16 protein-coding genes are annotated in these 17,095 nt (G+C 72.8%); 11 read left to right on the top strand and 5 right to left on the bottom strand.

Going from position 1 to position 17,095, the window contains the following annotated elements:
• Positions 1-13 precede the first annotated feature (13 nt).
• Together MOTC310_RS02110 and MOTC310_RS02105 are read left to right on the top strand one after the other, a co-directional pair.
• Entirely contained in the window at positions 14-1,129 is a 1,116-nt protein-coding gene (locus tag MOTC310_RS02110; protein WP_331300635.1) for a pyridoxal phosphate-dependent aminotransferase, read from the top strand.
• Positions 1,122-2,066, top strand: coding sequence for a prephenate/arogenate dehydrogenase family protein (locus tag MOTC310_RS02105; protein ID WP_331300634.1), 945 nt, complete (start codon positions 1,122-1,124; stop codon positions 2,064-2,066). Before MOTC310_RS02110 ends, MOTC310_RS02105 begins: the two co-directional genes overlap by 8 nt.
• A 135-nt stretch (positions 2,067-2,201) precedes the next feature.
• Here the strand turns inward: MOTC310_RS02105 and msrA are convergent, their stop codons facing one another.
• A complete protein-coding gene (gene msrA, locus MOTC310_RS02100) occupies positions 2,202-2,918 on the bottom strand; it encodes a peptide-methionine (S)-S-oxide reductase MsrA (protein WP_331300633.1) in 717 nt (238 codons plus the stop codon).
• A gap of 140 nt (positions 2,919-3,058) precedes the next feature.
• Between msrA and trpB the strand changes: the two genes are divergently transcribed.
• Positions 3,059-4,300 carry a tryptophan synthase subunit beta gene (gene trpB / locus MOTC310_RS02095; protein WP_331300632.1) on the top strand — a complete coding sequence of 414 codons (1,242 nt, stop codon included), beginning with the start codon at positions 3,059-3,061 and terminating at the stop codon, positions 4,298-4,300.
• Positions 4,301-4,447: 147 nt separating this feature from the next.
• Here the strand turns inward: trpB and MOTC310_RS02090 are convergent, their stop codons facing one another.
• Positions 4,448-4,624 carry a helix-hairpin-helix domain-containing protein gene (locus MOTC310_RS02090; protein WP_331300631.1) on the bottom strand — a complete coding sequence of 59 codons (177 nt, stop codon included), beginning with the start codon at positions 4,622-4,624 and terminating at the stop codon, positions 4,448-4,450.
• 445 nt (positions 4,625-5,069) lie between these two features.
• Between MOTC310_RS02090 and MOTC310_RS02085 the strand changes: the two genes are divergently transcribed.
• Positions 5,070-6,974 carry an ABC transporter ATP-binding protein gene (locus MOTC310_RS02085; protein WP_331300630.1) on the top strand — a complete coding sequence of 635 codons (1,905 nt, stop codon included), beginning with the start codon at positions 5,070-5,072 and terminating at the stop codon, positions 6,972-6,974.
• A 119-nt stretch (positions 6,975-7,093) separates the two neighbouring features.
• Positions 7,094-7,993: a cell envelope integrity EipB family protein gene (locus MOTC310_RS02080; protein ID WP_331300629.1), complete on the top strand. Its 900-nt coding sequence runs from the start codon at positions 7,094-7,096 to the stop codon at positions 7,991-7,993.
• Between the two features lie 55 nt (positions 7,994-8,048).
• Here the strand turns inward: MOTC310_RS02080 and MOTC310_RS02075 are convergent, their stop codons facing one another.
• The gene (locus MOTC310_RS02075) at positions 8,049-8,345 is read right to left on the bottom strand and encodes a DUF3572 domain-containing protein (protein WP_026605257.1); all 297 of its coding nucleotides are present in this window, start codon (positions 8,343-8,345) and stop codon (positions 8,049-8,051) included.
• 80 nt (positions 8,346-8,425) lie between these two features.
• Here MOTC310_RS02075 and MOTC310_RS02070 point away from each other — a divergent pair, with 80 nt between their 5' ends.
• The 6 genes from MOTC310_RS02070 to MOTC310_RS02045 all read left to right on the top strand — a co-directional run bounded on the left by MOTC310_RS02070 (position 8,426) and on the right by MOTC310_RS02045 (position 15,196).
• The gene (locus tag MOTC310_RS02070; protein ID WP_007560977.1) at positions 8,426-8,797 is read left to right on the top strand and encodes a response regulator; all 372 of its coding nucleotides are present in this window, start codon (positions 8,426-8,428) and stop codon (positions 8,795-8,797) included.
• Positions 8,798-8,967: 170 nt separating this feature from the next.
• Positions 8,968-10,341 (top strand): PleD family two-component system response regulator, encoded by a 1,374-nt coding sequence (locus MOTC310_RS02065; RefSeq protein WP_331292582.1) that lies wholly within the window; start codon positions 8,968-8,970, stop codon positions 10,339-10,341.
• Between the two features lie 117 nt (positions 10,342-10,458).
• The gene (locus MOTC310_RS02060) at positions 10,459-11,679 is read left to right on the top strand and encodes a DUF2252 family protein (protein ID WP_331300628.1); all 1,221 of its coding nucleotides are present in this window, start codon (positions 10,459-10,461) and stop codon (positions 11,677-11,679) included.
• Between the two features lie 115 nt (positions 11,680-11,794).
• Complete coding sequence (locus MOTC310_RS02055; protein WP_331300627.1) at positions 11,795-12,757, top strand: acetyl-CoA carboxylase carboxyltransferase subunit alpha; 963 nt, start codon at positions 11,795-11,797, stop codon at positions 12,755-12,757.
• A complete protein-coding gene (locus MOTC310_RS02050; RefSeq protein ID WP_331292585.1) occupies positions 12,754-13,485 on the top strand; it encodes a DUF1796 family putative cysteine peptidase in 732 nt (243 codons plus the stop codon). Before MOTC310_RS02055 ends, MOTC310_RS02050 begins: the two co-directional genes overlap by 4 nt.
• Positions 13,486-13,699: 214 nt before the next feature.
• The gene (locus MOTC310_RS02045) at positions 13,700-15,196 is read left to right on the top strand and encodes a L,D-transpeptidase family protein (RefSeq protein ID WP_331300626.1); all 1,497 of its coding nucleotides are present in this window, start codon (positions 13,700-13,702) and stop codon (positions 15,194-15,196) included.
• A 4-nt stretch (positions 15,197-15,200) separates the two neighbouring features.
• Here MOTC310_RS02045 and MOTC310_RS02040 read toward each other — a convergent pair whose 3' ends face one another.
• The gene (locus MOTC310_RS02040) at positions 15,201-15,374 is read right to left on the bottom strand and encodes a YqaE/Pmp3 family membrane protein (RefSeq protein ID WP_331292599.1); all 174 of its coding nucleotides are present in this window, start codon (positions 15,372-15,374) and stop codon (positions 15,201-15,203) included.
• A 131-nt stretch (positions 15,375-15,505) separates the two neighbouring features.
• Positions 15,506-17,095: a c-type cytochrome gene (locus tag MOTC310_RS02035; RefSeq protein WP_331300625.1), complete on the bottom strand. Its 1,590-nt coding sequence runs from the start codon at positions 17,093-17,095 to the stop codon at positions 15,506-15,508.

Raw genomic sequence — 17,095 nt, 5'->3', positions numbered from 1 at the left:
GAGTCGCACCGCAATGTCCGCCCCCCGACCCGCCCGTCCGGAACCGCGTCCCGGCGTCCTGGCGATCGACACCTACGTGCCCGGCAAGAGCGGGCGGCCCGGCGGCGGCAAGGTCTACAAGCTGTCCTCCAACGAGACGCCCCTCGGCCCGAGCCCCGCGGCGCTCGCCGCGCTCCACGAGGCGACCGCCAAGCTCGAGACCTACCCGGACGGGCGCGCCACCGCGCTGCGCACCGCCATCGCCCGGCGCTACGGGCTCGATCCGGAGCGGATCGTCTGCGGCGCGGGTTCGGACGAGCTGCTGTCGCTCCTGGCCTACGCGTATGCCGGGCCGGGCACCGAGGGGATCTACTCGGAGCACGGATTCCTGGTCTACCGGATCGCCATCCTGGCCTCGGGCGGCGAGCCGGTGGTCGCGCCCGAGCGCGACCTCACCGTCGACGTGGACGCGATCCTGGCCCGGGTCACGGACCGGACCCGGATCGTCTACGTCACGAATCCCAACAACCCGACCGGCACCTACCTGCCCTTCGACGAGATCCGCCGCCTGCACGCCGGCCTGCCGCCGCACGTGCTGCTGGTGATCGACGGCGCCTACGCCGAGTACGTCCGGGCCAACGACTACTCGGCCGGGCTCGAGCTGGCGCTCGAATCCGAGAACGTCGTGATGACCCGCACCTTCTCGAAGATCCACGGGCTGGCCGCCGTCCGGATCGGCTGGATGGTCGCGCCGTCGCACGTGGCGGACGCGGTCAACCGGATCCGGGGCCCGTTCAACGTCTCGGGGCCGGCGATCGCGGCGGGCTCGGCGGCCATCGCCGACGAGGCGCACATGGCCGCCGCCGCCGCCCACAATGCCGAGTGGCTCCCGAAGCTCACCGAGGGCGCCCGCGCGCTCGGCCTGGAGGTCACGCCGAGCGTCGCGAACTTCCTGCTGATCCACTTCCCCGACGCGCCGGGCCGCTCGGCCGCCGACGCGGACGCGTTCCTGACCGAGCGCGGCCTCATTACCCGCCGGGTCACCGCCTACGGCCTGCCGAACGCCCTGCGGGTGACGGTCGCCGGGGCCGAGGCCAACACGGCGTTCCTGGCGGCGCTCGGCGACTTCGTGCGGGGTCCCCATGCCTGAGACGCCCAGGGCCGAGACGCCGGCTGTCGGCCGCCTCGCCATCGTCGGCCTCGGGCTGATCGGATCCTCGATCGCCCGGGCGGCGCGCCGCTACAATCTCGCCCGCACGATCGTGGCGGTGGACCGCGACGCGGCCGTGCGCGACCGGGTGCGCGACCTCGGCATCGCCGACGTGGTCACGGGCGACCCCGCGGAGGGCGCGGCCGATGCCGACCTCGTCATCCTGTGCGTGCCGGTCGGCGCGATCGGGGCGGCGGCGGCCGAGATGGCGCCGCATCTCAAGCCCGGCGCGATCGTGTCGGATGTCGGCTCGGTGAAGGGCGCCGTCGTGGCGGCGATCCGGCCGCACCTGCCGGACGGCGTCGCCCTGGTCCCCGGCCACCCGATCGCCGGGACCGAGTTCTCGGGCCCGGATGCCGGCTTCGCGACCCTGTTCCAGGGCCGCTGGTGCATCCTGACCCCGCCCGAGGGCACCGATCCGGCGGCAATCGAGACCGTCCGCGCCCTGTGGGCGGGGATGGGCGCCGATGTCGAGACCATGAGCGCCGAGCACCACGACCACGTGCTGGCGATCACCAGCCACCTGCCGCACCTGATCGCCTACAACATCGTCGGCACCGCGGCCGACCTCGAATCGGCGACGCAGTCCGAGGTGATCAAGTTCTCGGCGAGCGGATTCCGCGACTTCACCCGCATCGCGGCGTCCGACCCGACCATGTGGCGGGACATCTTCCTCAACAACCGCGACGCGGTGCTGGAGATGCTCGGCCGGTTCAACGAGGATCTCTCGGCGCTCGCCAAGGCGGTGCGCTGGGGCGACGGCGACGCGCTCCACGCGATGTTCACCCGCACCCGGGCGATCCGGCGCAGCATCGTGGCGCAGGGCCAGGAGACCGCGGCCCCGGATTTCGGCCGGCCGCGGCCCCCGGAGCCGTAGGGAAGTCTGGACGGCTCGCGGTGATCGCACCGTCAACCTCGCAAGCGGAGCGAAGCGATCCAGGGGGGCGCCACGCTTCAGGCTGTCGCGCTGCCCTAGGTCACTTCGCTGTGCTCGTGATGACGGTGAGAGTGCTCACGCCGGCGGGCGGCTGACCAGGACCGGCTGCGCGGCCGTCCGCTCCGGGAACAGGGCCCGCAGCGCCTCGAGCTTCGGCGCGTCGTTGGCGGCGATGTACGGGTGCCCCGGATGCAGGGCCATGAAGTCCTGGTGGTAGGCCTCCGCCGGGTAGAAGGCGGCGCCCGGCTCGATCCGGGTGGCGACCGGCCGCGCGTAGGCCTTGGCCCCGTCGAGCTGGGCGATGTAGGCCCGCGCCACCCGCGCCTGGTCGGCATCCTGCGGGAACAGCGCCGAGCGGTACTGGCGCCCGGCATCGGGTCCCTGGCGATCCACCTGGGTCGGGTCCAGCGCCACCGAGAAGAAGATCCGCAGGAGCTCGTCGTAGCGGATCAGGGCCGGGTCGTAGGTCACGGCCACGGCCTCGGCATGGCCGGTCCCGCCGCCGCTCACCGTCCGGTAATCGGCCTCCGCGCGGGTGCCGCCGGCGTAGCCCGACACCGCGCTGCTGACCCCGCGGACGTGCTGGAACACGCCCTGCACGCCCCAGAAGCAGCCGCCGGCGAAGACGGCCACGCGCGGCCCCGGCAGCTCGGCGGACCGGGTCGCGGCCTCCGGCAGGCGCCGGGGCGCCTCCTCGGCGAAGGCCGGCAGGCGCGGCAGCAGGAGAGCCGCGGCGAGGCCCAGCCCGAGAGCGGCCCCGAGAACCGGGCGGATCGTGTCGCGAAGGGCCATGGTCAACCTCCTGCCGGATGCTGACAGCGTGTTCGCCGTGGCGCCCGATCCGGTTACGCGGGCGCGAGGCCGCATTGCGGTGCCGCCCGCATGGGTCTAGGCACCGCGCCAACCATCGCTTCGCCCGCAGGACCCGTCCCGTGACCATCGCGCCCGAGCCCAACTCCTTCCGCACCGGCCCCGACGAGCGCGGCCGCTTCGGCATCTTCGGCGGCCGCTTCGTCGCCGAGACGCTGATGCCGCTGATCCTCGAGCTGGAGGCGGCCTACGAGACGGCCAAGCAGGACCCGACCTTCCAGGCCGAGATGGAGAGCTACGGCACCCACTATATCGGCCGGCCGAGCCCGCTCTACTACGCCGAGCGCCTCACCGAGCACCTGCGCGCCAAGGCGCCGGCGGGGCAGGGCGCCAAGGTCTATTTCAAGCGCGAGGAGCTGAACCATACCGGCTCCCACAAGGTGAACAACGTGCTGGGCCAGATCCTGCTGGCCCGCCGGATGGGCAAGCCGCGGATCATCGCCGAGACCGGCGCCGGACAGCACGGCGTCGCCACCGCGACCCTCTGCGCGCGCTTCGGCCTCAAATGCGTCGTCTACATGGGCGCGGTCGACGTCGCCCGGCAGGCGCCCAACGTCTTCCGCATGAAGATGCTCGGCGCCGAGGTGGTCCCGGTGGAATCCGGCACCAAGACCCTCAAGGACGCCATGAACGAGGCGCTGCGCGACTGGGTCACCAACGTCGCCGACACGTTCTACTGCATCGGCACGGTGGCGGGCCCGCACCCGTACCCGGCGATGGTCCGCGACTTCCAGTCGGTGATCGGCCGCGAGACCCGCGAGCAGATGATCGCCCAGGAGGGCCGGCTCCCGGATTCCCTCGTCGCCTGCATCGGCGGCGGCTCGAACGCCATGGGGCTGTTCCACCCGTTCCTGGACGACCGCGAGGTCGAGATCTTCGGCGTCGAGGCCGCGGGCCACGGCGTCCAGTCGGGCCTGCACGCGGCCTCGCTCACCGGCGGCAAGCCGGGCGTGCTGCACGGCAACCGCACCTACCTGCTGATGGACGGGGACGGCCAGATCGCCGACGCGCACTCGATCTCGGCGGGCCTCGACTACCCGGGCATCGGCCCCGAGCACGCGTGGCTGCACGAGATGGGCCGGGTCACCTACCTGTCGGCGACCGATTCCGAGACGCTGGAGGCGTTCAAGCTCTGCTCGATGCTGGAGGGGATCATCCCCGCCCTGGAGCCGGCCCACGCCCTGTCCAAGGTCCTGGAACTCGCGCCCCAGCGCCCGGCCGAGCACCTCATGGTGATGAACATGTCCGGCCGCGGCGACAAGGACATCCCGCAGGTGGCGGAGATCTTCGGCACGAAGCTCTGAGATCTCCGCGCCGGGGCCGCGCCGCGGGTCCGGGCCGCCGCGGGCGGGCCCGGACCCGGAGCCGCCCTCGGAGCGGGATCCCGGCGCCGCGGCGGTTCCGGAACCGGACCGGAGATCGCCCTGCCTGGACGTGACGCGGGTCCGGCCTCACCGCACCGTCACCTGATCCTTGATCTTCTCGTAGACCGGCCGGCTGAGCACCCGCTTCGACAGCAGCTGCTCCACCGACGTGTAGGGCCGCTTGGCGACGATCGCCCGGCCGATGGCGCCGCCGCCGCGCAGGCGGTTGAGATCCGCCACCGAGGCGGTGTTGAGATCGACCACGGCCAGGGCCCTGGGCCCGGCGCTATCCTCCGCCCGCTCGACCTCGGCCTGACCGGCCGCCTCCTGTCCCTGAGGCTGCGCCTCCCGCGGGGGCGGCTCGGCGGGGAACGCCGTCGCGTCGGAGGGCAGCTGCGCCGGCGCCNGGGCGGGGCGGACGGTGCCGTCGGCTCGGATCGCGGGACCGTCGCCGAGGGTTGGGGCGCCGCCGGGGCCGCCGGCGCGGGCACGGGCGGAGATACCGGGCCGGGCGCCGGGCTCGGCAGCAGGACCTGCACCACCGCCGCGAGGATGCCGGCAATGATGAGGAGAACCGAAATTCTGAGGATTGCAGGACCGCTGAGCACGCATCACTCGACGAGGATTAAAACTATATGCATCTACAGTTAATGCTGTCCTTGCGCGTCGTCCAATCCACGCCCGAAACCCGGCGGGTCATCCCCAGGGGATGAGCGGGCCCGCGCCGCGGCCGGGGGCGGGCTTGCGTCAGCGACTCGGCGAGCGACTCGGCGAGCGCCTCGGTCAGCGCCTGGGCGAGCGCGTCGGCGCCCTCCGCCACCTGCCGACCCTGTTCCGGGAGATCGCGGCCGCGAGCCCGCGCCTGCTGGCGGCGAGCCTGTCGCTGCGCCTCGTGGCGTCCTGCCTGCCGGTCCTGACCCTGTACCTCGCCAAGCTGATCCTCGACGGGATCGTGGCCGAGCACGCCCGGCCGGCGCCCGGGGCGGGGCTCGCGGAGTGGCTCGCCGATCCGGGCCGGGCGCGGCTCGCCGGCCTCGTCGCCGCCGAGTTCGGCCTCGCCCTCGCCTCGGACCTCGCGGGCCGGCTCACCAGCCTCGTCGAGACCCTGATCGGCGACCTCTACGCCAACGCCGCCTCCCTGCGCCTGATGGCGCACGCCGCCGCCCTCGACCTCGCGCAGTTCGAGGACAGCGCCCAGCAGGACCGGCTGGAGCGGGCGCGCCGGCAGGTCAGCGGCCGCACCGGCCTCATCGGGACGGTGTTCGGCCAGTTGCAGGGCCTGCTGACCCTCGCGACCCTGGCGATCGGGGTCGCGGCCTTCACGCCCTGGCTCGTGGTGCTGATCGCCGCCGCCCTGGTCCCGGCCGTCCTCAACGAGTGGCACTTCACCAAGGCCGGCTACCGCCTCGCCTGGATCCGCAGCCCCGAGCGGCGACGGATCGACTACCTGCGCTACCTCGGCGCCAGCGTCGAGACCGCCAAGGAGATCAAGCTCTTCGGCCTCTCCGGCTACGTGACCGGGCTCTACGCCGGCGTGGCGGGGCGGCTGCTCGCCGAGAATCGCGGCCTCGCCACCGCCCGGGCCGGCTGGGGCTTCGCCTTCGCGAGCCTCGGGACGCTCGCCTACTACGCCGCCTACGCGGTGATCGTCTGGCGGACGGTGGCGGGCGCCTTCTCGGTGGGCGACCTCGCCTTCCTGGCCGGCGCCTTCCAGCGGCTGCGCGGCGGCCTGGAAGGGCTGCTGCTCGGGCTGACCCAGATCACCGGCCAGGCGCAGTACCTCGAGGATTTCTACGCCTTCTTCGCGATCCGGCCGCAGATCCGCTCGCCCGCGCGGCCCGCGCCGGTGCCGAGCCCGATCCGCGCCGGGCTGGTCTTCGACGAGGTCGGCTACCGCTACCCGGGCGCGCAGGGCTGGGCCCTGCGCCACCTCTCCTTCGCGGTCCGGGCCGGGGAGACGGTGGCGCTGGTCGGCGGCAACGGCGCCGGCAAGACCACGATCGTCAAGCTGATGACCCGGCTGTACGACCCGCACGAGGGCCGCGTGCTCCTCGACGGAGCGCCGCTCGCCGCCTACGACCTCGACGACCTGCGGGCGCGGATCGGGGCGATCTTCCAGGACTTCGTCCGGTTCGACCTCACCGCCGGGGAGAACGTCGCGGTGGGCCGGATCGAGGCCGCCGGGGACGCGGGCCGCATCGCGGCCGCGGCGGAACGGGGGCTCGCGGCCCCGGTCATCGAGCGCCTGCCCGAGGGCTACGCCCAGCCGCTCGGCAAGCGCTTCGCCGGCGGCCTCGACCTGTCCGGGGGCGAGTGGCAGAAGGTCGCGCTGTCCCGGGCCTACATGCGCGAGGCCGAGATCCTGATCCTGGACGAGCCGACCGCGGCCCTCGACGCCCGGGCCGAGCACGACGTCTTCGCGCGGTTCCGGGACCTGTCGGCGGGGCGGACGACGGTGCTGATCTCGCACCGGTTCTCCACGGTGCGCATGGCCGACCGCATCCTCGTCCTGGAGGGCGGCCGGGTCCTGGAGGAGGGCAGCCACGCCGCGCTGATGGACCGGGGCGGCCGCTACGCCGAGCTGTTCACCCTGCAGGCGGAGGGCTACCGGTAGGGCGGCCGCGGGCGCACCGGCACGCCTCTCGGTGCGGGCGCCCGGCGGTTCGGGTGCAGTCCAAGCATTGCCCGATTCCCTGGGCCTGCTATCTGCGGCGGACCGAACCGGGGTTGTCCATGCGCCTGCGCCTCTTCCCACTGCTGACGGCCGGCCTTCTCGTCGGCGCCGGGCCCGCGCGCGCGGCCCCGCCGGCCGGGCCCGAGCCGGAGGCCAAGCCGCCGGCGCCCGAGATCGTGCTCGCCAACCACCGCGCGGTCTACGACCTGTCGCTGGCCGAGGGCGGCGGCACCCGCTCGGTGGAGAGCGCACGCGGGCGGATCGTCATCGATTTCCGCGGCGACGCCTGCCGCGGCTACACGATGCAGACCCGCCAGGTGACGGAGCTGTCCTCCGGCGAGACCGGGGCGCGCCTGTCCGACATGCGCAGCACCACCTTCGAGGGCGGGCAGGGGCGCGAGTTCCGGTTCAAGACGACGACGCTCACCAACAACAAGCCCGCAGCCCCCGTGGACGGGACCGCCTCCGAGCAGGGCGACGCCCTCACGGTGAAGCTGAAGGGCGGCCCCAAGCCGTTCACCGTCGAGGGGCCGGTCCTGTTCCCAAGCGAGCACATGCGCCGCCTGATCGAGGCGGCCCGGGCCGGCCAGTCGACCCTCGCGGTCAAGGTCTTCGACGGCTCGGACGACGGCAGGAAGGTCTACGACACCTTCGCGGTGATCGGCCACACCGAGACCGGCCCGGCCCCGGCCGCCGACTCGACCCGCGACAAGCCCCTGCGCGCCGGGTCGCTGGCCACCATGCCGCACTGGCCGGTCCGCCTCAGCTACTACACCGAGGGGGCCGGGGAGCGCACGCCGATCTACACCCTCGGCTTCGACCTGTACGAGAACGGCGTCAGCGGCGCGCTCAAGCTCGATTACGGCGACTTCGCCATCCTGGGCGACATGACCGCCCTCGACATCGACGCCAAGGCGGGGCGGGCCGACCGGGAGGCGGGGAAGGGCTGCACGCCCTGAAGGCGCGCCCGGCCGGCTCCCGGACCGCGATCCGTCCGCCCGTAACGCGCCCGCCTCACGCCCACGCGTCGTCCGGCCGCGGCGACAGCGCCTGCCAGGCCGCGGCGATCCGCTCCGGCTTGATGCCGAGGCCGTTCGCGCAGGCGACGAGGACGTTTTCGTCGCCCATCACGTGGTCGAGGACGCCCACCAGGAAGGCGGGCTCCCGGGCGCTCGCGCGGAGCGTGTCGGGGCTCAGGCCGCTCGCCGCCAGGAAGGGCAGGAGACGGTCGTCGTCCCCAGCGATCCACAACAGAACGTCCAGGGCGAGCCGTTCGGCCGACTCATGCCCTTGAAGAGGTTTGCCATTCATCAACATGTGAACGCTACAAAGGTGACGGAGGGGCTTCACGGCCCGCTAATCATGATCGGCGCGCACCGGGACAACGGATCATGAAGAAGACGGTGCTGATCGTCGAGGACAACGAGTTGAACATGAAGCTGTTCAACGATCTCCTGGAGGCGAACGGCTACGCGACGCTCAAGACCGCCCACGGCATCGAGGCGATCGAGCTGGCGCGCGCCCATCACCCCGACCTGATCCTCATGGACATCCAGCTCCCCGAGGTCTCCGGCCTCGAGGTGACGAAATGGCTCAAGGAGGACGACGACCTCAAGAGCATTCCGGTCATCGCCATCACGGCCTTCGCCATGAAGGGCGACGAGGAGCGGATCCGCGAGGGCGGCTGCGAGGCCTACCTGTCGAAGCCGATCTCGGTCGCGAAGTTTTTGGCAACGGTTCGGGCCTATCTTGAACCGCGTTGACGCCGGCGAGCCGTGCCGTTGAACCGGTCCCCCGGCCGCGCCGGGCCGGGAACCGGTTCAACCGTCCGTCCCGTCGTGTCCGTCCCGGCCCCCGCGGCCGCCCGGCGGCGCGCTCCAAACGGCACACGGCGCCCGGTCCGGGCCGCTCACCCGAGCCCTGACGAGGAAGCATGTCGGCCCGTGTCCTGATCGTCGACGATCTGTTCCCGAATGTCAGGCTTCTGGAGACGAAGCTCGGCCTGGAATATTTCGACACGCTCGCGGCCATGAACGGCCGGGACGCGATCGCGATCTGCGAGAAGGGCCTCTGCGACCTCGTCCTGCTCGACGTGATGATGCCCGGCATGGACGGGTTCGAGGTCTGCCGGCACCTCAAGAACAACCCGCTCACGGCCCATATCCCGGTGGTGATGGTCACGGCCCTCGACCAGCCCGCGGACCGCCTGCGCGGCCTCGATGCCGGTGCCGACGACTTCCTGACCAAGCCGGTGGACGACACCGCCCTGTTCACGCGGGTGCGCAGCCTCGTGCGTCTCAAGGCCGTGACGGACGAGCTGCGCCAGCGGGCGCTCGCCTCGCGCGAGTTCGGCATCGGCGATCCCCTTGCGCTCGCCACCGCCGAGACCGGCCTCGACGCCCGGATCCTGCTGATCGAGGACCGCCCCGGATCGGCCGAGCGCCTCGCCGGGGCGCTGCGCCAGCACCACGTCGTCACGGTCGAGCCCGACCCGCAGGAGGCGCTGCGCCGCGCCGCCGAGGAGCCCTTCGACCTCGCCCTGGTGAGCCTCGACCTGACCGGTTTCGACGGCCTGCGCCTGTGCAGCCAGCTCCGGTCCCTGGACCGGACCCGGGCGATGCCGCTGATCATGCTCGCCGAGGCGTACGACCGCGCCCGGGTGGTCCGCGGCCTCGATTTCGGCGTGCACGACTTCCTGATGCGGCCGGTCGACCGCAACGAGCTGATGGCCCGGGTCCGCACCCAAGTGAAGCGCAAGCGCTTCACCGACGCGCTCCGGGGGGCGATGCAGGCCTCTCTGCAGATGGCCGTCACCGACGCGCTCACCGGCCTGCACAACCGCCGCTACCTCGACAACCATCTCGGCACGCTGTTCGGCGACGAGGCCGCCCGCCGGTCGAACCTCGCCGCGCTGATCCTCGACATCGACCACTTCAAGGGCATCAACGACAGCTTCGGCCACGAGGCCGGCGACGAGGTGCTGCGCGGCTTCGCCGAGCGGGTCCGGCAGCACACGCGGCCCATCGACATCGTGGCGCGCTACGGCGGCGAGGAGGTGGTGGTGATCCTGCCGGAGGCGGGTCTCGTCGAGGCGCAGGGCATCGCCGAGCGCATCCGCGAGCGCGTCGAGGCCGTGCCGTTCACGGTGCTGCGGGCCACCCGGACGGTGTCGGTGACCGTCTCGATCGGCGTCGCCGTGCGGCGCGTCGACGATCACGGCCCCGCCGACATGCTCCGGCGCGCCGACCTCGCCCTCTACCGGGCCAAGGCGGCGGGGCGGAACCGGGTCGAGTCGCAGGCGGCCTGACGGGCGGCCCGCGTCAATACGCGCGCCCGCGCCCGCGGATGAACTTGCCGGCCTCGCCGTGTTATCGGATTCGGCCGGCCCGGCGAGGCCGGCGGAGCGCGGGATCGGACGGGGCCCATGGACATGCAGGTGCCGGCACGATCCGGCCGCGACGCGAGCGTGCTGAACCAGCGCCGCCTGTGCAAGATCGCCTCCTCGCCGCACGCCTATGTCCGCGGCAGCACGGCGCGCTTCTACGAGCTGATCGCCGGGATGCCGGCCGGCACCCTGCCCGAGGGGCCGCCGGTCTGGATCTGCGGCGACGCGCATCTCGGCAATCTCGGCGCCCTCGCGGCCCCGGACGGCCGGATCGACATCCAGATCCGCGACCTCGACCAGACCGTGGTGGCGAACCCGGCCTTCGACCTCGTCCGGCTGGCGCTCTCCCTGGTCACCGCGGCGCTCAACGCGACGCTGCCCGGCATCGTCACCGCCCGGATGATGGACGCCATGGCGGACGGCTACGCCGACGGGATCGCCGATCCCGAGGGGGCCGAACGGGGCGTCGAACCGTCCGAGATCGTCGTCACGACGAAGCGGCGGGCGCTCGGCCGGCGCTGGCGCCACCTCTCGCGCGAGCGCCTGAAGGGCAAGGCCGCCCGGCTCCCGCGGGGCAGCCGGTTCTTCGACCTCGACGCGGACGAGCAGGCATCGCTGACGGCGCTGATCGGCGCCCCGGAGATCCGCCGCCTCGTCCTGGCGCTCGGCAGCGCGGCCGACGACGCCGAGATCCGGCTGCTCGACGCCGCCTACTGGATCAAGGGCTGCAGCTCCCTCGGGCGCCTGCGCTACGCCGTCCTGGTGGAGGTGCTGGGCGGCGACCGCCCGCAGCTCGCCCTCCTCGACGTCAAGGAGGCCGTGCCGCACCTCGCGCCGGCCGCCGCCGGGATCGCGGTGCCGTCCGACCACGCCGAACGCGTCGTCGCGGGCGCCCGGGCGCTGTCGCCCAACCTCGGAGACCGGATGGTCGCCGGCCATGTGGGCGACCGCGCCGGCGGCACGCCCGTCACGGTCCGCGAGCTGCTGCCGCAGGATCTCAAGATCGACGCCGAGCAGTTCTCCCGCGGCGAGGCGGTCCGGGTCTCCCGCCACCTCGCCGCCATCCTGGGCCGGGCCCACGGCCGCCAGATGGGCGAGGCCGACCGCCGGGCCTGGATCGACGCCGTGCGGGCGCCGGGGCCGGGCCCCGACGCCCCCGGCTGGCTCTGGTCCGCGGTCACCGACCTGATGGGCGCGCACCAGCGCGGCTACCTGGAGCATTGCCGCCGCATCGCCCGGGAGGCGCTGGACGCGGCCTGAGCCGCCCCCGGCGCGGGGCGCTCCCGCCACGACGCCGGTTGACACCATCCCCGCCATCGCCAACACCTCGCGCCCGCCGCCCCCCGCGGCGGATTCCGGGAAGACCTGTGATACGATGGCGGTGACGCGCACCTACCTCGACTTCGAGAAGCCGGTGGCCGAGCTGGAGGCCAAGCTCGAGGAACTGCGCGCCGTGAGCGCGCGCGACGGCGCGGTCTCGATCGCCGAGGAGGTCGGCCGGCTCGAGGCCAAGGCCGGCCAGGCGCTCGCCGAGATCTACGCGAATCTCACGCCCTGGCAGAAGACCCAGGTCGCCCGCCACCCGCAGCGGCCCCACTTCGTGGACTATTGCGACGGGCTCATCACCGAGTTCACGCCGCTCGCCGGCGACCGCAGCTTCGGCGAGGACGAGGCGATCCTGGGCGGGTTCGGCCGGTTCCGCGGCCGGCCGGTCCTGGTGCTCGGCCAGGAGAAGGGCGCCACCACCGAGGCGCGGCTGCGCCACAATTTCGGGATGGCCCGGCCCGAGGGCTACCGCAAGGCGGTCCGGCTCATGGAAACCGCCGACCGGTTCGGTCTGCCGGTCCTCGCCTTCGTGGACACGGCCGGCGCCTATCCGGGCATCGAGGCGGAGGAGCGCGGCCAGGCCGAGGCCATCGCCCGCTCGACCGAGGCTTGCCTCTCGCTGGGCGTGCCCAACGTCGCCGTGGTGATCGGGGAGGGCGGATCGGGCGGCGCCATCGCGCTCGCCACCGCCAACCGGGTCCTCATGCTGGAACACGCGATCTACGGGGTGATCTCGCCGGAGGGCGCCGCCTCGATCCTGTGGCGCGACCAGGGCCGCGCCTCCGACGCCGCCACCGCCATGAAGATCACCGCCCAGGACCTGCTGCGGCTCGGCGTCATCGACGGGATCATCCCGGAGGCGACCGGCGGGGCGCACCGCGACCGCGAGGCGGCGATCCGGGCCGCGGGCGACGCGGTCGCCGACGCCCTCGCCCAGTTCGACGGCCTCTCGCCCGTCGAGATCCGCGACCGGCGCGCGGAGAAATTCCTGGCGATCGGCCGGACCCTGTGAGCGAGCCCGGGGCGCCGGGGGGCCTGTTCGGCGCGCTCGGCCGGCTGCTCGGCCGGCGCGACGCCCGGGAGCCGGGCCGGCACAACCACGTCTCCCTCGGCTGCAACTGCCAGATGGCGCACGTCCTCAAGACGCTCGACCTGCGCCAGTGGTCGGGGCCCCTCGACTGGATCTTCTCCATGCCCGGCATGGCCCGGGACTGCCTCGCCGACGATTTCGCCGCGCTCGTCGACCGGGGCCAGCTGGAGAGCATCCCGGAGGCCGAGCGGCGCGGCCCCGGCATCTGGCGGGGGCGCCACCGCCTCTACCGGGAGCGGCACGGCCTCGAATGCGTGTTCAACCACCACGACCCGGCGACGAGCGAGGCGGACTACGCCTTCCTCACCGAGGGCGTGCGCCGGCTGCGCCGGGCCCTCGACACGCCGGGCACCGACAACCGCCTCTGGATGATGACCCATCTCCACACGCCCCGGGACGTGGTCGAGGCGATCGACGACCTGCTCGGGCAGCGCGCCAGCCGCAACCACCTGACCTTCGTGCAGCTCGAGACCGGGCACCCGCGCATGGCGGTTGCCGAGGCGGTCGACCTGCGGCCGACCCTGCGCTGGCTCACCGTGCACACGCCCTCGGAGCCGGTCGGCCTGCGGCTCGCCGACCCGGCCGACGATTCGGCGCTGGTGGCGATCATCCGCGCCGAGGCGGCGCGGCGGCCGGTCCTGTTCGCCTGAGCGGGCGGGCCGAGGAGGCCTCGTCGAACCTCCGCCGCGGCGCGCTGTGGATAGGGCGCATCCGCGAGCTCTCCACACCGGAGAACAATCCAGTGTTGCAGCCGGGTCCTTGCGGTAAGGAAGGCGCAAGCTTAACGAGCCTATTGGGTTGGGGAGTGGCACCCGACGCGGCCAGCAAGGCCCGCGGGCGCGCGTAAGACGATCGAGGTTCCCCATGACGGCGCGTCTCGCGACCGCGCGACTGCTGGCGGCGGCGTCCCTGCTGGCCCTGTCGCTCGCCGCCTGCCAGGACGGTTCCGGGATCAACGGCCCGAGCGCGCGCAGCCTCGCGCCGATCGCCCCCCAGACCGTCGCGTTGATGCAGTCCAAGGGGATGCAGCCCTCCGACCCGATCCTGATCCGCACCTTCAAGAAGGAGGCGGAGATGGAGATCTGGAAGCGGGGGAGCGACGGCCGCTACGCCCTGCTGAAGACCTACCCGATCTGCCGCTGGTCCGGCCAGCTCGGGCCGAAGACCCGCGAGGGCGACCGGCAGGCGCCGGAGGGCTTCTACACGATCACCCCGGGCCTGATGAACCCGAACTCGTCGTACTACCTCTCGTTCGACACGGGCTTCCCGAACGCCGTCGACCGGGCCAACGGGCGCACCGGCAAGTACCTGATGGTGCACGGCACCTGCTCGTCGGCGGGCTGCTTCGCCATGACCGACGCCACCATCGCGGAGATCTACGCCGTCGCCCGCGACGCGTTCATCGGCGGCCAGCGCAGCTTCCAGTTCCAGTCCTACCCGTTCCGGATGACGGCCGAGAACATGGCCAAGTTCCGCAACGACCCGAACATCGCCTTCTGGCAGAACCTCAAGGAGGGGTCCGACTATTTCGAGGCCCTGCGCGAGGAGCCGAAGGTCGGCCAGTGCGGGACCAAGTACGTGTTCGGCGGGGCCGACGCGGCCGCCGGCGCGTGCAAGCCGCATGTCGACCCGCTGGTGGCCGAGAAGAGCGCGCACGACGCCCGCGCGGTCGCCGACCTCGTCGCCAAGGGCACGCCGGCGGTGCGGGTCGTCTACCAGGACGGCGGCCAGAACCCGGTCTTCCGCCCGCAGAACGCCAGCGCCTTCGCGAGCCTCGGCGGCACCGAGACGGTGCTGCCCTACGACGCCAAGGAGTACGGCCGGCACAATCTCGGCGACGTCAGCCGGCCCGAGACCCTCGCGGCGGGCCCGCAGGAGATCGAGGTCGGCCCGAAGGGTCAGCCCGTGATGCTGGCCGGCGCCGAGCCGGCGGCGCCCGCCCGGGCCGCGAAGGCCGGCGGCAAGGGGCGCGGGCGCGAGCCCGCGCCGGCCACCACGCTCATGGCGAACCGCGCCGACCCCGACGCGCAGGTCGAGACCACGGCGGCCCTGCCCGAGAAGCCCGCCCGGATCGCGGTCGCGGACGCGGACGGCGACCCGAGCAGCTACCAGAAGCTGTTCGGCCAGCTCTTCGCCAAGGACAAGCCGGCCCCGGCGGCGCCCCCGACCCCGGCGGTCGACGCCGCGGTCGTGCCGGAGCCGGTCAAGCTCGCCCGCGCCGCCGAGAAGGTCGCGCCGAAGGCCGCCAAGGCCCACGCGGTGAAGACCGCCAAGGCCGAGGGCAAGGGCGACGCGAAGGGCGACGCGAAGGCGGAGAAGCCCGCCCTCCGGAAGGGCGAGCCCGAGGGCCGGAAGCCCTGAGGGCTCAGACCAGCGGCCGGTCGCGGTTCATCAGCCACAGGGCGTGGACCGTGCCGGGCAGCCAGCCGAGGATCCACAGCAGGATGTTCAGCAGGAACTGCAGGCCGAAGCCCGTGGTGACGAGCACGGCGACCGGCGGGAAGAAGATCGCGAGCAGGATGCGGACGAGGCTGGACACGGGGACTCCGGGCTTGGGCTGAGCAGGTCCCCGCTCCAACGAGACACGCTTTTATCCGTTCCCCCGGTCCGGCCGGGACATCCCCGCCAGTCCGGGACCGCGCGGCGCGTCGCGGGCCGGCCGGCGGCGCCTCAGTTCTTCGCCGGCGGCGTGGTGGCGGAGGGGACGTTGGCCGCCTGCTTCTCCGGGTGCTTCACCTGGCTGTAGGCGACGTTGGCGAAGGTGCCGATCACCGCGGGCCAGCTCGGCTGGCCGTATTGCGGGTCGTCGCGGCCGACCTTGCAGAAGGCCGTGGTCAGGCCGTTGACGACGTCGTCGTCGGTCACGCCGGTGGGCTCCGCCTTCACCTGCTGCACCAGACGGGCGAGGGTCGGGACGAAGTCCTGCTGCTTCAGCCCCTTCAGGCTCGCCTGGATGCCGAGCCTGTCGAAGGCGGCCTTGAGCTTGTCCTGCTCGATCTCGGCGCAGGGGGCGGTGCCGGCCAGCATGGTCTTGGTGGCGGCGCGGGCCTCGGAGGCCTTGTCGCCGGTCACGACCGGCGCCTTGTTGCCCCAGGAATTGCGGATGTAGTCGGTGACGTTCCTCACCTCGACGTCGGTCATCTGCTGGCCGATCGCCACCATCGGGGCGAGACCGCTCTGGGCGGCGAGGCCGCCGTAGATCACCCGCAGCACCGTCTCGGGCCCCTCGGACTGGACCGAGGTGTTGCCGGCCAGCGCCGGGACCGCGCCCTCGATGCCCTTGCCGTCGGGCTGGTGGCAGGAGGAGCAGTAGGTCAGGTAGGTGGAGGCGCCCGGCGCGTCGGGCGTGTCGAAGGCCGTGAGGTCCTTCGGCTTGTAGGTCTGCTTGGCCGGCACGGTGCGGAGATACGCGACCATGGCCTTGAGATCCTCCTCCTTCACCTTGGAGAGGGATTCCATGATGGTCTGGCGCATCGGGCCGGCGGCGACGCCCGGCCGGTCGCCCGGCGCGGTGCCGGTCTTGAGGTAGGTCACCACCTGCTCGTCGGTCCAGGCGCCGATGCCCTGGTGGCCGTCGGGCGTGATGTTGGGGGCGTACCAGCCGTCGATCACGCCGCCGCCGAACCGGCCCGCGAAGCTCGAATTGCCGACGAGCTTGTTCTCGTTGTGGCACATGGCGCAGTGGCCGAGCCCCTCCACCAGGTAAGCGCCGCGGTTCACCTCGGCGCTGGCCTTCGGGTCGGGCTTGAAGCGCTCGTCGGTGAAGAAGGCGGTCCGCCACGTCACCAGCGCGGTGCGGACGCTGAACGGGAACGGGATCTGGCTCTCCTGCCGCTTCTCTTTCACGGCCGGGATCGATCGCAGGTAGGCCCAGATCGCCTGGGTGTCGTCGTCGGTGACCTTGGTGAACCAGCCGAACGGGAAGGCCGGGTACAGGTAGCCGACATTCTTGCTGTAGCCGTGCCGGAACGCCTTATCGAAGTCGTCGTAGCTCCAGTTGCCGAGCCCGGTATCCTTGTCGGGGGTGAGGTTGGGGGTCATGATCACGCCGAAGGGCATGTTCAGCGCGTAGTTGCCGGCGAGGTACTTGCCGCCCGGCGCCGTGTGGCAGGCCGCGCAGTCGCCCATCGTCACGAGGTACTTGCCGCGCTCGATCTGGTCGGCCGACCCGTCCTGGGCCAGGGCCGGGGCGGCCAGGAACAGGCTCGCCAGGATCGGGGCGGAGGCCCAGCCGGACGGGAGGGCGTTCGTGCGCTTCAT

It is taken from the genome of Methylobacterium oryzae, assembly GCF_036441375.1.
Lineage (GTDB): Bacteria > Pseudomonadota > Alphaproteobacteria > Rhizobiales > Beijerinckiaceae > Methylobacterium > Methylobacterium oryzae_A.
The sequence above is the reverse complement of the archived record's forward strand: the minus strand, read 5'-3'. Positions and strand labels throughout refer to the sequence as shown.